Here is a 17,845-nt window from a genome sequence, read left to right on the forward strand (position 1 = left end):
TAAATTATGATTATAGAGCCTAGAATGCGTGGTTTTATATGCTTAACAGCTCATCCAGAAGGTTGTGCGCAAAGCGTAAAAAATCAAATAGAATACGTTAAATCTAAAGGAAAAATTGAAGGAGCTAAAAAAGTATTGGTTATCGGAGCTTCAACAGGATTTGGTTTGGCTTCCAGAATTACGAGTGCTTTTGGTAATGGAGCTGCAACAATAGGAGTATTCTTTGAAAAAGAACCGGCAGAAGGGAAAACAGCAACTCCGGGATGGTATAACTCGGCTGCATTTGAAAAAGAAGCAACAGCAGCAGGTTTATATGCTAAAAGTATTAACGGAGATGCGTTTTCAGATGAAATTAAGCAACAAACAATAGACTTAATCAAACAGGATTTAGGGCAAGTAGATCTTGTAATCTATAGTTTAGCCTCTCCTGTTAGAAAAGATCCTAAAACGGGAGTTTTATATCGTTCAGTCTTAAAACCGATTGGAAATAAATTCACAGATAAGACTGTGGATTTTCATACAGGTAAAATGTCTGAAGTTTCTATAGAGCCTTGTAATGAAGAGGAAATAGCAAATACAGTTAAAGTAATGGGGGGTGAAGATTGGATGCTGTGGATTGAAGCAATGAAAGAAGCCGGCGTCTTGGCTGATGGTGTGTTAACCTTAGCATATTCATACATAGGACCAGAAGTTACCGAACCGGTTTACAGAAAAGGAACTATTGGTAGAGCAAAGGATCATTTAGAAGCGACTGCATTTGAAATTACTGATGAATTGAAAGATATTCAAGGAAGAGCCTATGTTTCAGTTAATAAAGGATTGGTAACACAAGCAAGCTCAGCTATTCCTGTAATACCTTTATATATATCATTATTGTATAAAATAATGAAAGCAAAAGGATTGCATGAAGGCTGTATTGAACAAATACAACGTTTGTTCCAAGACAGATTGTATTCAGGAAATGAGATCCCGACAGATGAAAAACACAGAATCCGTATTGACGATTGGGAAATGAGAGAAGATGTTCAGGAAGAGGTTAAAAAACTTTGGGCAATTGCTTCTACGGAGAATCTACAGGAGATCGGTGATCTGGCAGGGTATAAACAGGATTTCTTAAATTTGTTCGGTTTTGGTTTTGATGGAGTAGACTATTTAGCTGATACTAATGAAGTTGTAAGAATTCCTAGTATAAATAACTAAGGAAAAATCATTTTGTAGTTATTTTTAGTTGCTATAATTTAACTTTCAGATAGAAATTTGTTAAAACCTCATGTTTTTACATGAGGTTTTCTATTTCAATGTTAAATAAGTGTAAAAGTAATGCTAAAATTTAATAAATTAGCAACGCTTAACAAATTAATAATTATAAAATGAGAAAAATTACGCTATTTTTTGCGCTGTTTTTTGTTTTCTTACAAATGAATGCGCAAACAGGTACGGTTTTGGTGGGGGCAGACGACGGTTCGCCTAACACGACTACTGGTTACCCAAGTCCATTACAGGATTATTATAAAACAGGTAGGTCTCAATTTTTGTATCTGGCTTCTGAATTATCAGCCTCAGGATTGGTAGCAGGAGATATTACAGAGATCGGTTGGGTAGCTACCTCTATTGGGACCAGTGGTTTGGAAGAGAATTATACAATTTCTATTCTTCAAACCTCTTTAACTGCTTTAACATCAACTTTTGAATCAGGAGCTACTGTAGTTTACGGTCCGGCGGATTTTACTCCGACAGCAGCCGGTTCAATTGTTTTTCCTTTAACAACTCCTTTTACATGGGACGGAACTTCAAATTTGATTATTGAAGTTTGTGCCGGTAATGCATCGGGATCTTGGACTCAAAATGTTCAATGTTCTAATTCAACATTGTCATTTAACGGGTCTGTTTATTACAGATCAGATACAGCAACGTCTCCTTGTACAACAGCTACAGGAACTACATCAACTACAAGACCGCTAGTTTCTATTACAGGAAATGTAGCATCTTGTTTACCACCGACTTTCTTGACATATACAACTTTGGCTTCTGATAGTGCAGTTGTGACTTGGACAGAAAACGGTTCTGCTACTCTTTGGAATATAGAATACGGACCAGCCGGGTTTACTCCTGGAACAGGAACTGTTCTAACAGGTGTGTCTAACCCTACAACTATTGGTTCGTTAACAGCAAATACAGATTACGATTTTTATGTACAGGCTGATTGTGGCGGTGGTACAGTAAGTAGTTGGTCAGCAGCTAGTTCGTTTACAACTTTATGTTCAACATTCACTGCACCTTGGTTGTATGATGTTGAAACTGCAGCTACGACTACAAGTTCTGTTATTGAAGATTGTTGGTCATCAAATCCTTCGGGAACTACATCGTCATTCCGATGGGATGTTGACGGTAGTGGATCTACACCGTCTTCTTCTACAGGACCTTCAGGTGCTTATAGCGGAAATAATTATTTCTACACAGAAGCTTCTTCAGGATCTAACGGAGATGTAGCAGAATTAGTTACTCCTAATGTTGATATCAGTGGATTGACTACTCCTGTGGTACAATTTTATTATCACATGTACGGATCGACCATGGGAGAACTACATGTAGACGTTTACGACGGAACAACATGGACAAATGATGTTGATGTAATCGTTGGACAGCAACAAACAGTACAATCAGATCCTTGGTTGCAAAGAATAGTAAGTTTATCAGGATATACAGGAGTGGTTCAGGTAAGATTCAGAGGAATCAGAGGAACTGATTTTTATGGAGACATGTCTTTAGATGATATTGAGTTTACAGAAGCACCTTCTTGTTTTACACCAACTAACTTAGCAGCAAATAACGTTACTTTTAACTCAGTTTTGTTGTCATGGTCAGATTCTTCTGGAGGAGTTCAGAATGATTATGAATATGTGATTCAACCTGTAGGAACAGGAACGCCAACTGGAGCCGGAACAGTAGTTACAGGTTTGTCAGTTACGGATTCTTCATTAACTCCGACTACTGATTACGAAGTGTATGTAAGAGCTGATTGTGGAGGAGGAGATTACAGTGGATGGGCAGGGCCTATTACTTTTACAACAGGTTGTGCACCGGTTACAGCACCATGGTTATATGATGTAGAATCTGCAGCTACAACTACAAGTTCTGCTATAGACGATTGTTGGTCATCAAATCCTTCAGGAACTACATCATTATTCCGATGGGATGTTGATGGAAGTGGATCAACACCTTCGTCGTTAACAGGGCCTTCAGGAGCTTATAGTGGGGCTAACTATTTTTATACTGAAGCTTCTTCCGGATCAACCGGTAGTGAGGCAGAATTATACACTCCTTTAGTAGATATCAATGCTTTAGTATCACCGGTAGTTCAATTCTATTATCACATGTACGGATCTACAATGGGAGATCTTCATGTTGATGTTTTTGACGGAACAACTTGGACAAATGATGTAGATGTTATCTTAGGTGAGCAACAAACATCGGATACTGATCCTTGGTTACTAAAAATAGTAAACTTATCAGGATATACAGGGGTGATTCAGGTACGGTTCAGAGCTGTAAGAGGAACTGATTTTTATGGAGATATGTCTTTAGATGATATTGAGTTTACAGAAGCTCCGGCATGTTTCCCACCTAGTAATTTTGCAGCATCTAATGTTACTGACTCTCAAGTACAATTAGATTGGACTGATCCTACAGGATTCCAGTATGATTTTGAATATGTAATTCAGCCTGCAGGAACAGGTACTCCTACTGGAAACGGAACTCCGGTTGCGGACTTTTCAGTAGTAGATAATACACTATCTCCGGTTACAACTTATGAGGCTTATGTAAGAGCTGATTGTGGAGGAAGTTATAGTTCATGGGTAGGACCTGTGACATTTACTACAGCTTGTGCAGTTTATTCTGTCCCTACGTTAGAAGATTTTACAACTTATGTTCCTGACTGTTGGGAAGAAGCAGATAACGGAGATCTAGTAGCTGGGCCAGCTTCATTCGGTTCTAGTTCATGGTCTGCAGATGGTTTCGGAAATAATGGTACAACAGGTGCATTTAAGTACAATATTTATACAACAGGTGCAAATGATTGGGTGTTATCACCGCTTTATGATATCCCTACAACTGGCTATGAGTTGAAATTTGATGCAGCAGCAGCGCAATATGCAAGTACTTCTGCACCAACAACAGCGTGGGAAGCAGATGACTATGTACAAGTATTAGTGTCTACCAGTACAGATAACTGGACAGTGTTGTATACTTATGATAATACAAATGTTCCGTCAAACACAGGTACGGTAAATATCATTGATTTGGATGCTTATGCCGGTATGGTTGTAAGATTTGCATATAGAGCGGTAGAAGGATCGTCAAACGGTTCTGCGGATATCGACTTCTCTATTGATAATTTTGAGATTAGATTGTCACCGGTTTTACCACCGGATTGTGCTACAAATGTAGTTGCTACACCTGATGCATCATGTGGTAATAATCCAACTGTTTTATCTTGGGATAGTGTTTCCGGAGCTAATGGTTATAAATTAACTATCGGAACTACTTCAGGAGGAAATGATATTTTAGATAATGTAGACTTAGGTCTTGCAATTACATATGATTTCACAGGGTTGATTAACACAACATATTACTTTACAGTTACTCCTTATAATGACAACGGAGATGCTGTAGGATGTTCTGAAGTTACATTTACTACAACTGCAACAGGTTGTTACTGTGATTCTGTACCGACTTCTAATGATGATTTAGGAATTACGAATGTAACTATTAATTCAACAGGTTTTGGAACACCGGATGTTACATATTATGATCATACAGCAACATCTGTTGATTTAGAACAAAATGTAACGGCTTCTGTTTTAATTGATTTCGCAACAGGTTATACTTACGATACAAATATTTGGATCGATTTTAATGATGATTATAACTTTGATAACGTAACTGAAAAAGTATACACAGGAACAAGCACGTCTGCTAACCCTACCACACTTGATGCTTCATTTTATTTAGCACCTGGTGCAACATTAGGGCAACATAGAATGCGTATAGGAACAGCTGATTCCGGACAAGTACCACCTGATCCTTGTTTTTCAGGTTCTTATGGTGTAACTCTCGACTTTACAGTTAATATCATAGCTCAGTTAAGTGCAGAATCATTTGAATCAAATGGTTTCATGGCTTATCCTAACCCGGTAAAAGATGTGTTGAATTTGAAATATTCAACTGAAATTACTGACGTAAAAGTCGTTAATTTATTAGGTCAGGTCGTTATCAATAAAAATAATGTAGATTCAACAGATGTACAAATTGATATGAACGATTTAAGTGCAGGTACTTATATTGTAAATGTAACTGTTAATGATGCAGTTAAAACAATTAAAGTAGTTAAGCAGTAAATTCTTTTTAAAGATTTAAAATCTAAATACTAAGCTCCATCCGTAAGGATGGAGTTTTTTTATTTAATAAACTAATAATTGTTAAATAGATTATCTTTTTCTCTTTTGTAATAAAAAATTTACTTACTAAAAGTTAATATGTTTTAAAAAGTGATTTTAAAATATTTAAATATGTATTTTAGCGCACTTTATTAAAAAAATAACATAAATGAGAAAAATTACTTGTTTTTTAACAATTTTAACATTGCTTGTGACAGTTAATATGTTTTCACAAGCAGGCTGTGCAGGGGTGGTCTTATTGACACCCGGAACACAGCAATGCGGTAATACTTCTGAAGGAGGTGATACCAATAGCAGTAATCCTTGTTTAGGAAATTATGATGGAGGAGATGATTATTTGTTCTATTATGTGGCTTCTGAAACAGGAGAAACTCTTAGTTTTGTATTAACTGGTCATGATGATTGGACAGGTTTTGGACTGACAAGCGGTTGTCCGGAATCTGGTACTGCAACCTGTATGGGATATGCAACAACAATTGGAACAGAGGACATTACTTTTGATTCAGACCCACTTGTTGCTGGAGAAACGTATTATTTACAGATTTCTACCTGGCCTTCTCCTCAATCAACGGATTTTTGTTTAACGACAACTTTAATTCCGGCACCAACATGTTTGGATCCTGAGAATTTTATGGCGTCTAATTTGACTACCACTTCTGTAGATCTCTCTTGGACGGCAAATCCAAGTACTCAGAATGATTTTGAATATGTGATTCAGGCAGCAGGAACCGGAGAGCCTACAGCTAATGGAGTGGCAGTTTCCGGAACATCAGTTTCTGAAACATCATTAAATGAAAATACTACTTATGAAGCTTATGTAAGAGCTAATTGTGGTGGAGGAGATTACAGTGCTTGGGTAGGTCCGATTACATTTACAACTTTGTGTTCAACATTTGTAGCACCGTGGTCTTATGACGTTGAAACTGCTGCGTCAACAACAAATTCTTCAATAGCAGATTGTTGGTCGTCTAACCCTGCTGGGAACTCTTCATCATTTAGATGGGATGTTGATGGTAGTGGGTCTACACCGTCTACTTCTACAGGGCCTTCAGGAGCTTTTAGCGGAAGTAAATATTTTTATACAGAAGCCTCTTCCGGTTCTACCGGAGATGTAGCGGAATTATATACACCTAATGTTGATATTAGTGGATTGACTACACCTGTGGTTCAGTTTTATTATCATATGTACGGATCAACTATGGGAGAGTTGCATGTGGATGTTTTTGACGGTACAACATGGACTAATGATATAGATGTAATTATAGGAGAACAACAGATAGATGGAGCAGATCCTTGGTTGCAAAGAATAGTAAGTTTATCGGGTTATACAGGGGTTGTTCAGGTAAGATTCAGAGGAATCAGAGGAACAGATTATTATGGTGATATGTCTTTAGATGATATTGAAATCACAGAAGCTCCTTCTTGTTATACACCTTTAGATTTAGCAGTAGGCAATATTACATACAATTCTGTTTATTTATCATGGACAGATCCTTCTGGAGTTCAGAATGATTTTGAATATGTGATCCAACCGGTAGGAACAGGGGTACCAACAGGTGCCGGAACAGCAGTTTCAGGTTTTTCAGTTACGGATTCTTCTTTAGCTCCGGATACGGATTACGAAGTGTATGTAAGAGCTAATTGTGGAGGTGGAGATTATAGCGAATGGGCAAATCCTGTTACTTTTACAACAAGTTGTGCGCCTGCTGTAGCTCCATGGTTGTATGATGTGGAATCAGCATCCACAACGACAAGTTCATCTATTGCAGATTGCTGGGAGTCAAATCCGACAGGAACTTCGTCGTTATTCAGATGGAATGTTGATGGTAGTGGATCAACACCTTCATCATTAACAGGGCCTTCAGGTGCTTATAGCGGAACCAACTATTTTTATACTGAAGCTACTTCAGGATTAGCAGGAGATGTAGCAGAGCTATATACTCCGTTTGTAGATGTTAGTGCTTTAACATCTCCGGCAGTACAGTTTTATTACCACATGTACGGATCAACAATGGGTGATTTGCATGTTGATATTTTCGACGGAACAACATGGACAAATGATCTAGAAGTTATTTCAGGAGAACAACAAACGGCTGAGACTGATCTTTGGGAGTTCAAGGCAGTAGATTTGTCAGGTTATACAGGAATAATCAGATTAAGATTCAGAGCTGTAAGAGGGACAGATTCTTATGGAGATATGGCTCTAGATAATATTGAGGTAACAGAAATGCCAACTTGTATTCCTCCTAGTAATTTCACAGTGTCAAATGTTTTAGCATCAGAAGCACAATTAAATTGGGTTGACCCTACAGGTTTCCAATATGATTTTGAATATGTTATTCAGCCACAGGGAACAGGAGTGCCTACCGGTAATGGTACAACTGTTTCAAGTAGTTTCACTGTAACAGATAATTCTTTAAATTCAAATACAGCTTATGAAGCGTATATAAGAGCAGATTGTGGAGGAAGTTATAGTGTTTGGGTAGGTCCAATTAATTTTGACACACCTTGTAATCCTTATACAATTCCTTATTTTGAAGGCTTTGAATCAGGGTATGCAGATGCAACTACTGTTGCTGGTTGTTTGTATCAGGAATCATTGAGTGGATCAGGGGTATGGACGGCTAATACTTCAGCGACAAGTTATAATAGAACACCGAGAACCGGTTCTTGGAATGCATATCTAGGATATTCTAATGAAGATTGGTTATTTATTCCGGTTGAATTGATAGGTGGTACAAGTTATACAGTAGACTTGTATGCGCGTCAAGACGGTGCAAATGCTGCAAATGCAGATATAGCTATAAGCTACGGTCTTAATCCGGACGATGCTTCGATGACAAACGCGATAGTGGCAGCAACAGGAATCGTAAACGGAGACTATCAACAGATACAGGGTAATTTTACACCTTCAGCAGATGGTGTATATTATGTAGGTATAAAAGGAAACATCAATAGTGCTCCATGGTATATTTCATTAGATGATATTTCTATTGATCTGACTCCTGCCTGTCAACCACCTTTTAGTGTAGTTGTAAGTAATATTACCGATACTACCGCAGATTTTACTTGGGGTGCAACTACAGGAAATTACGAATATGTATTAGATAATAGTGCAACTGATCCTACAGGAGCAGGAACACCTATTTCAGGAGAAAGTTATAATGAAACATCTTTAACACCTGAAACAACTTATTATTTCCATGTCAGAACAGATTGTGGAAGTGATTGGGTAACAATCTCATTTACAACGACCGCAGTACCACCGGCTAATGACGAGTGTGATAATGCTGTAGCGTTGACTGTAAACGCTGATTATTCATGTGCAGTTGTTACTTCAGCTACAAATGAAGCAGCCACTGATTCAGGAATTGAACCAACATTTAGCGTGTCTGGTACACCTGATAATGATGTATGGTTCTCTTTTGTAGCAACCAGTACACAACATAGAATTACATTATCAAATATTGTTGGAGTAGTAGGAACTTCAACAGATATGGGAATGGCAGTTTTTGACGGAACAAGCGGATGTTCAGCATTATCTTTAATAGGTAGTAGTGATCCTAATACTTATGATGTAACAGGCTTAACGATCGGGAATACGTACCTTGTAGCAGTTTACGGTTGGAGCTCAACAAACACTGAGCAAACTACATTTGATATTTGTGTAGGAACACAGCCACCTGCACCGGCTAACGATAGTTGTTCTACAGCAATTGAAATAACATCATTACCTTATACAAATTCGCAAGATGCTTTAGGAGCAACTAATAATGCAGGAATGGTAACAGCTTGTGGAAGCGGAATGAATGATGGTGTTTGGTATACAGTAGTAGGGAATGGTAGTGATATAACTATTGAATTAACGAATATGAGTTATTGGGATGCCGAGATTGGAGTTTATACAGGTTCTTGCGGTACATTTACATGCGTAGGAAATGCTGATTCAAACAGTAGCGGAACAGGAGAAACTTATACAATTACCGGATCTACACTCGGAGAAACATATTATATAAACATTGGTCATTATAGTAGTTTTTCAGATTCTTCAGAAGGACAGTTTACTATCGATGTGACTTCTACATTATCTAACGCTACATTTGATAATGAAGCTCAGTTTGTAGCTTATCCAAATCCGGTAAATGATATTCTGAATTTAGAATATGAAGCTACTATTGATGAAGTAAGAGTACTTAATTTATTAGGTCAGGAAGTATTTGCTAAAAAGATAAATGCTACATCTGCAAAAATAGATATGACTTCATTAAGTTCCGGAACTTATATTGTAAATGTTCAGGCAGGTGATTTGATCAAGACAATAAAAGTTATTAAACAATAAGGATGTTAATTGATTAACTCTTGAAAAACCCCGTCTTTTTAAAGACGGGGTTTTTATTTTATATGAATATATATTTGGGCGGTATGGTCGATCTTAAAAGGTTGTAATAATGTTATTTTTTTCTTTTTAAGTTAAAAATAGTCTATTTTTTATTTTTTTGTTATTTTATTTATAAATTGCGTAAAAAAAATAATAATAAAATAACAATACGTATGATTAAAAAAATTACCCTTCTTTTAGTTCTGTTTCTATCGGGTATATCCCTCCAGGCTCAATATTCATTTGGGACAATAGCAGGACCTATAGTAGTACAGGAAGGTTCTCCTGTGACTTTGAACATTAATGATGCTGCAAATAGTGCCGGAGTTCCAACGTCCGCAACAGGATCATATTCTTCTTTTCAGGTAACGGTAGATTGGTCAGAAGTGAGTGGTTTTCCTTATTCGGAAGAAGCTCAGTTAACTGCTACAACAGCAGCCGGATCTGTTTTTTTTGCAACAGCAACTTCAGGTGGAGCAAGTAGTAATTCAAGTACGACTTTAACTTTTGAAGGTACTTTTTCCGGTCCTTATGATCCTAGTGTAGACGGAACTTTGGATCTAGAGTTCAATCAGACTTATTCCGGATCGTCGGCTAATTGGGCTAATATTTTAGTTACAGTTTATGAATCACCGACTTGTATTGATCCGAATACTTTTGCGGCAACTATAATTTCATCGACTTCTGTTCAGTTGGATTGGAATGATCCTACCGGATTTCAAAATGATTTTGAATATGTGATTCAGGCTGAGGGAACCGGAACGCCTACAGGTAGCGGAACACCTGTGTCAGGTTTTTCAGTAACAGACAATAGCTTAACCCCTAATACCGCTTATGAAGCTTATGTAAGAGCCGATTGCGGTGGTGGAGATTATAGTTCTTGGGTTGGGCCAATTACATTTACAACTCCGACAGAAATAGTTTGTGGTACGCCATCGAATATAGTTTATTGTTATGATGATAATGATACAACAACATGGTCATTTATTTCTAGTGACGGAAGTCCGCTAAGAATTACATTCAACGGAGGAGATATCGAATCTTGTTGTGATGATATTTTAATTTATGAAGGTAGTGATAACACAGGAACATTATTGTACCAAGGGAATAACGGAGGAGATTTAACAGGCTTAACTTTTGATAGTGCTTCCGGTTTAATTTATGTAGAAATCGATTCAGACGGTTCGGTTAGTTGTGTAGATGGCTCGTTCACTACTCAGTGGGATTTTACAGTGATTTGTGCTACTTGTGTTAGTCCGAACTCTTTTACTGCGACAGCTCTTTCACCGACTTCAGCTCAGTTAGATTGGAATGATCCTACCGGATTTCAGAATGATTTTGAATATGTGATTCAACCACAGGGAACAGGTTTGCCGGCAGCTAATGGTACGGCTGTATCCGGTTTTTCAGTAACAGACAATAGTTTGACTTCTAATACAGCTTATGAAGCTTATGTAAGAGCCGATTGTGGTTCAGGAAATTATAGCTCATGGGTAGGGCCTGTGACTTTCAGAACACCGGCGCAAATAATTTGTGGAACGCCATTGAATACTGTTTACTGTTATGATAATAATGATACAACAACATGGGTATTTATTTCTGACGACGGAAGCCCGTTAAGAATTACATTCAACGGAGGAGATATTGAATCTTGTTGTGATGATATTTTAATTTATGATGGTACTGACAATACAGGAGCACTACTATACCAAGGAAATAACGGAGGAGATCTAACGGGATTGACTTTTGATAGTACTTCTGATGCTATTTATGTAGAGATTGATTCGGATGGTTCGGTTAGCTGCGGAGATGCTTCGTTCTCTACACAGTGGGACTTTACTGTAACTTGTGCTACTTGTGTTAATCCTACGGCTATATTTGCTGTTATTCCGGATTGTAATAATACACAATTCTCAGTTGATGTAGATTTAACCGATTTAGGAACGGCTACTTCAGTTTCTATTACTGATGGAACAACGACTTTGACAGCTATTTCAGCAACAGGAGTTCAGACTTTCGGTCCTTATGCTGAAGGAGCATCGCTATCGTTCTTAATTACAAATGAACAAGACGGGTCATGTACGTTGTCTTCAGGGACAATAACATATACTTGTCCGCCAGCTAATGATGAATGTGCAAATGCTACGGTATTAACGCCGGGAGGTGTTTTTGCTGATAATGCAGTAATCGGATATAATACAGCGGCAACAGACTCAGGAGAAACAGCACCGGGATGTGCTCTTTATCTTGGAGGAGATGTTTGGTATACTGTTACAGTTCCGGCTTCAGGAAGTATAACAATAGAAACCAATAACGATTCGGCAAACGGAAGTTCGGTAACAGATACAGGAATGGCTGTTTATAGTGGCTCTTGCGGATCACTAACTTTGATTGAGTGTGATGATGATGATAGTGCAGACGGAAACTTTTCTTTAGTTGCATTAACAGGTCAAACTCCGGGAGAAGTATTGTATGTAAGTGTTTGGGAATATGCTAATGATACAGAAGGATCTTTTCAGGTTTCGGCGTATGACGCATCTTTAAGTGCAGCATCGTTCGGTAATAATACATTTAAAGCTTATCCTAACCCAGTAAAAGATATTTTAAATTTAGAGTATTCGTCTGACATTACAGCAGTACGTGTTATGAATCTTTTAGGACAAGAAGTTCTGGTTCAAAAAGCTAATGCAGCTTCTACTCAGGTAGATATGACATCCTTAGCTGCCGGTACTTATATTGTAAGTGTTCAGGTAGGAGATAACACAAATACTTTAAAAGTAGTGAAACAATAACTTTAATAAAACACTAATTTAAAAGCTCCGATACTTTCGGGGCTTTTTTTATTTCCAGATATCTTATATTTGTTAAAAAAACGGAATGCACTTTTCTTTTATAATTCCGGTTTATAACCGTCCGGATGAAATAGATGAACTTTTAGAAAGTTTATCAAAGCTTGATTATAATAAGCCCTTTGAAGTTGTTGTGGTAGAAGATGGCTCAAAGATTGATTGCAGATCGGTCATAGAGAAATACAAAGGGAAGCTAAACGTCAGCTATTTTTATAAAGACAATTCAGGACCCGGAGATTCCAGAAATTTCGGGATGCAAAAGGCACAAGGTAATTACTATATTATCCTTGATTCAGATTGTATTATTCCTGAACAATACCTAAAGAAAGTAGAAGAGTATTTAAATGTAGAATATGTAGACTGTTTCGGAGGTCCGGATGCAGCTTTGGATACCTTTTCTGACGTACAAAAAGCTATTAATTTTTCCATGACTTCTTTTTTGACAACAGGAGGGATACGGGGAGGAAGTGAAAAAATAGGGAAGTTTCAACCCAGAAGTTTCAATATGGGACTTTCTGCTAAAGCTTTTCAGGCTTCCAAAGGATTTGGGAACATACACCCAGGAGAAGATCCGGATTTGTCAATTCGTCTTTGGAAACTCGGCTATAAAACCCGATTGATTTCAGAAGCCTATGTATTTCATAAAAGACGTATTGACTGGAATAAATTTTTTATTCAGGTGAATAAATTCGGCAAAGCCCGTCCGATTTTAAATTTCTGGCATCCGGAATATAAAAAACTGACTTTCTGGTTTCCTACACTTTTTTTGTTTGGCTTCATTGTGTCAATTCTTTTAACCGTTTTCGGAGTGTATATAGGTATTGAAGTTTACCTGTTTTACATTATAGTACTTTTTTTTTCTTCTTTATTTGTAACCAAAAGCATAAAAATTGCTACATATAGTATAATAGCTGTAATAATACAGTTCTATGGATATGGGATAGGCTTTTTTAAATCTTTTTGGAATATAAACGTTTTGAAGAGAGCACCGGAGGAAGCGCATCCGGAATTGTTTTTTTAAAAGATAAAGAAATGACAAAAATAATCGGTTTAACAGGAGGAATAGGTAGCGGTAAAACAACGGTAGCTCGTTATATTGCTCAAAAAGGGATTCCTGTTTATGTTTCCGATTCAGAAGCTAAAAAAATAGCTGAGTTACCGGAGACGGTTTCAGAAATAATACAATTTTTCGGAAAAGAGATTTTAAATACTGAAGGACAGATAGATCGTAAAAAACTGGGAAATATAGTATTTAATGATTCGGAAAAGTTAGAAAAGCTTAATCAGATAATACATCCTAAAGTTAAACAACATTTCTCCGATTGGTTGCAAGAACATAAAGAACAGCCTTTTGTAGTGAAAGAAGTGGCAATATTATTTGAGACCGGAGGTCATAAAGATTGTGATTATGTTATTCTGGTGACAGCTCCGACAGAATTGCGAGTGGAACGAACAATGGCTAGGGATGGTCTGACAAGACAACAAGTTTTGGACAGGATTCAGAACCAAATGCCGGATGAAGATAAAGCTAAAATGAGTGATTTTGTAATTCAGAATATTGAATTGCAGGACACTTTAAAAAAAATTGATAATATTTTCTTAAAAATAAGAAAATCGTAAAAAAGCATCTTTTTGTTAATCTTTGGTTAATGTTTTTTAACAAGAAATGTTAAAAAGTTAAATTTGTATTGATGAATAAGACAAGGTTTAGGTTGCTGGCTCTTTTGATGAGTTTATCCTTAATAGGAATCATTACGGTTCAGCTTTATTGGATAAATACATCATTGAGGATCAATGATGAACAATTTAAGTATCAGGTACAACAAGTAGTAAGTCACGTGGCAGAAAATGTAAATTCACGTGAATTAAAAAACTTTATAACTGAATACAATAAAATTAAAGACAGCATTGGTAAAGAACCGGAAACTAATGTATTAAAAGAAATTCTCTTTTATGAGAAAGATATTAAAACCAATGAAACTATAATTTACACCAGTACATTAGTATCTGAAAATTATGGAATTAACGGTTCGTTCTTTGATAAAAATGCAGATTCGTTATGGGTAAAGAATATTGTTTCTAACCGAAAAACAGAAGTCTATAACGGAGATGTTTTTGATAATAATCACAGACAACTGAATAAAACCCCGGATATAACGATACGGAAATCAGGTTCACTGTCTAGTCTGGATAAAGCTAATTTTGAGTTGGCGATGAAAGATATTGTTTCTGCAAGACCGATCCAGTCCCGAATAAGTGCTGAAGAATTACATCATTTATTAAAAACGGAACTAGATAATTACGGAATTAAAACACCGTTTGAATTCGGGATTTACAGTAATGGCTTGGCAACAAAAGTTCGTTCAGAGAGTTTTAAATATGATAAGAATAAAACGTACGGCATACCGATCTTTAAAGACGGAGACGGAAAAGTAAATTACCAGTTACTGGTTTCCTTTCCGCAAAAAAGTAAATTCGTTTTTTCTAAAATATTTGGTCTAACGTTACTTTCACTTTTGTTTACTTTGGTTATAGTGTTGACCTATATGAGTGCATTGAAGCAATTGATTAAACAAAAACAGATCTCAGAGATTAAGACTGATTTTATCAATAACATGACGCATGAGTTTAAAACGCCTATTGCAACGATCAACTTAGCTTTAGACGCAATTAAGAATCCTAAAATTATTGAGGATAAGGATAAGGTTCAGCGTTATCTTCAGATGATTAAAGATGAGAACAAACGAATGCATGCTCAGGTTGAAAACGTATTGCGAATTTCGAAATTAGAGAAAAACGAATTGGATATCAATAAAGAGCCGACAGATGTAATGGAAGTTCTGGAGAATGCTATAGAACACGTTAGTTTATTGATTGAAGATCGGGATGGAACAATTACCAAGCATTTAGAGGCTACAAGAACAACCATATTATTAAACGAATCGCATTTTACAAATGTTTTGGTGAACATTTTGGACAATGCCATCAAATATTCGCCGAATGCTCCTGTGATTGATGTATATACAGAAAATATCAAAGACTATATACTCATCAAGATTCAGGATCAGGGAGCAGGAATGAGTAAAGTAGCCCAAAAAAGAGTGTTTGAAAAATTTTATAGAGAACACACGGGCGATTTGCATAATGTAAAAGGTCATGGACTGGGCTTAGCTTATGTGAAACAAATAGTAGAAGACCATAACGGTCAGATCTATGTAGAAAGTGAAAAAGGAAAAGGAAGTACATTTATAATTAAAATGCCATTAATAAATTAAGACACAACAAATATGGAAGCTAGAAAAATTTTATTAGTTGAAGATGACCCCAACTTTGGTGCAGTATTAAAAGACTATTTAGTAATCAATGATTTTGAGGTAACATTGGCTAAAAATGGTATGGAAGGTTTTGAAAAATTTAAAAAAGATAATTTCGATTTATGTATTCTTGATGTAATGATGCCGTATAAGGATGGTTATACCTTGGCTCGTGAGATCAGAGAGAAGAATCAGGAAATCCCTATCATATTTTTAACGGCTAAAACATTAAAAGAAGATGTTTTAAAAGGTTACAAAGTAGGTGCTGATGATTATTTGAACAAGCCTTTTGATTCCGAAGTGTTGTTGATGAAGATCAAAGCAATTGTGCAACGCAAAGCTTCAGAAACGAAGCCGGATAATACACGATTTGAATTTCAGATCGGAAGATTTCATTTGAACTCTAAATTGCGTTTTCTTTCTTTCCAGAACGAGGAGCCGATTAAGCTTTCTCCGAAAGAATGTGAATTGTTGAAAATGTTAGCACTTCATGAAAATGATTTGATGCCTAGAGAATTAGCATTGACTAAAATCTGGAGAGACGACAACTATTTTACATCTCGTAGTATGGATGTTTATATTGCTAAATTGAGAAAATACCTGAAACGCGATGAAAATGTGGAAATTTTGAACATTCACGGAGAAGGATTCCGTTTGGTAGTTAAAAAGTAAATAAATAGATCATAAATCATAAAAAAAGCTACTCTATTAGAGTAGCTTTTTAGTTATATATCTTTCTTATAAGTCCGCCTTCTTTTATGAATTCTCGGATTGAAATTTTTCCATAAATTATGCATAGCGTGATTTTCTTCCAATTCGGGAGTTCGTACACAAGTGCGAATGTTTTTAGCTTTAAAAACTTTGTAATATTCTTCAAAAATAACAGCTGTAACCCCTTTTTTCTGATATTCCGGTAAAACACCGATAAGATAAAACACCGCTTCTTTAGAATGTTTTTTGGCTTGCAGTAAATGCCACCAGCCAAAAGGAAATAATTTGCCCTTTGCTTTTTGAAGAGCCTCAGCAAAACCGGGCATAACGATAGTAAAAGCAATCATGTTGTTATGTTCATCCATAATAAACTTAATATATTCCGGATTGATAAAACTTATATGCTTTCTTTTGACATACTCAATCTGTTGCGGTGTAATGGTAACATAAGATTGCAGTTTTTCGTAAGTCGTGTTGAAAACAGCAAACATTTCATCAACATAAGGTATAATATCGGCAGAATTGTCAAAATTCATTACCTTAAGCTTGTAACGTTCTTTTATCATTTTGCTGGCTCTCATAAATCCTTTCGGATCTACATCAAGCATGGAAAAAATACTTTCAATGTATTCTTTTTCCTTGTTCATTCCCAATTTTTCGAAATGCTCTACATAATAAGGTAAACTATACCAGGAGATCATAGTACTGATTTCGTTGAACCCTTCTGACAAGACCCCGACTTTATCAAGATTAGAAAAGCCTAACGGACCTTCTATATGATCCATTCCTTTTTCTTTACCGAATTCGGTAACTTTATCTAAAAGTGCTTTCGTTACGTCAAGATCATCAATGACATCAAACCAACCGAAACGAGTTTTCTTCTTGCCTAATTCATTGACTTCATCCCAATTGACGATAGCGGCAACCTTTCCGACAATTTTATTGTTCTTGTAGGCTAAAAAGAGCTTTAAATCACAATTCTCCAGATTGGGATTCTTTTCTTTGTCAAAAGTTTCCATCTCCTCAGAGATCAAAGGCGGAACCCAATAAGGATTATCTTTGAAAAGCTCAAAAGAGAATAAGATAAAATCTTTTAACTCTTTTTTATTTGTAACTTCTTTGATTGTAACCATA

9 protein-coding genes are annotated in these 17,845 nt (G+C 36.4%); 8 read left to right on the forward strand and 1 reads right to left on the reverse strand.

Annotation, left to right across the window (positions count from 1 at the left end; translation table 11 throughout):
* Window positions 1-6: 6 nt before the first annotated feature.
* The 8 genes from fabV (at window position 7) to NHF50_RS12065 (ending at window position 16,672) form a co-directional block, all read left to right on the forward strand.
* Complete coding sequence (gene fabV, locus NHF50_RS12030) at window positions 7-1,200, forward strand: enoyl-ACP reductase FabV (protein ID WP_252776650.1); 1,194 nt, start codon at window positions 7-9, stop codon at window positions 1,198-1,200.
* 170 nt (window positions 1,201-1,370) lie between these two features.
* A complete protein-coding gene (locus NHF50_RS12035) occupies window positions 1,371-5,399 on the forward strand; it encodes a fibronectin type III domain-containing protein (protein ID WP_252776651.1) in 4,029 nt (1,342 codons plus the stop codon).
* A 208-nt stretch (window positions 5,400-5,607) separates the two neighbouring features.
* On the forward strand, window positions 5,608-9,798 hold the full coding sequence (locus NHF50_RS12040; RefSeq protein WP_252776653.1) for a fibronectin type III domain-containing protein: 4,191 nt from the start codon (window positions 5,608-5,610) through the stop codon (window positions 9,796-9,798).
* Window positions 9,799-10,010: 212 nt separating this feature from the next.
* The gene (locus NHF50_RS12045; RefSeq protein ID WP_252776654.1) at window positions 10,011-12,629 is read left to right on the forward strand and encodes a T9SS type A sorting domain-containing protein; all 2,619 of its coding nucleotides are present in this window, start codon (window positions 10,011-10,013) and stop codon (window positions 12,627-12,629) included.
* Window positions 12,630-12,714: 85 nt separating this feature from the next.
* Entirely contained in the window at window positions 12,715-13,707 is a 993-nt protein-coding gene (locus NHF50_RS12050; RefSeq protein ID WP_252776656.1) for a glycosyltransferase family 2 protein, read from the forward strand.
* A gap of 11 nt (window positions 13,708-13,718) precedes the next feature.
* Window positions 13,719-14,306, forward strand: coding sequence for a dephospho-CoA kinase (coaE, locus tag NHF50_RS12055; protein WP_252776658.1), 588 nt, complete (start codon window positions 13,719-13,721; stop codon window positions 14,304-14,306).
* A 71-nt stretch (window positions 14,307-14,377) separates the two neighbouring features.
* Window positions 14,378-15,961 carry a sensor histidine kinase KdpD gene (locus NHF50_RS12060; protein WP_109569900.1) on the forward strand — a complete coding sequence of 528 codons (1,584 nt, stop codon included), beginning with the start codon at window positions 14,378-14,380 and terminating at the stop codon, window positions 15,959-15,961.
* A 12-nt stretch (window positions 15,962-15,973) separates the two neighbouring features.
* Entirely contained in the window at window positions 15,974-16,672 is a 699-nt protein-coding gene (locus NHF50_RS12065; protein ID WP_109569901.1) for a response regulator transcription factor, read from the forward strand.
* 53 nt (window positions 16,673-16,725) lie between these two features.
* Here NHF50_RS12065 and NHF50_RS12070 read toward each other — a convergent pair whose 3' ends face one another.
* Window positions 16,726-17,844 carry a GTP cyclohydrolase gene (locus NHF50_RS12070; RefSeq protein WP_252776660.1) on the reverse strand — a complete coding sequence of 373 codons (1,119 nt, stop codon included), beginning with the start codon at window positions 17,842-17,844 and terminating at the stop codon, window positions 16,726-16,728.
* Window position 17,845: the final 1 nt, after the last annotated feature.

Origin of the sequence: Flavobacterium sp. NRK F10 (assembly GCF_024054235.1) — a bacterium.
GTDB lineage: Bacteria > Bacteroidota > Bacteroidia > Flavobacteriales > Flavobacteriaceae > Flavobacterium > Flavobacterium sediminis.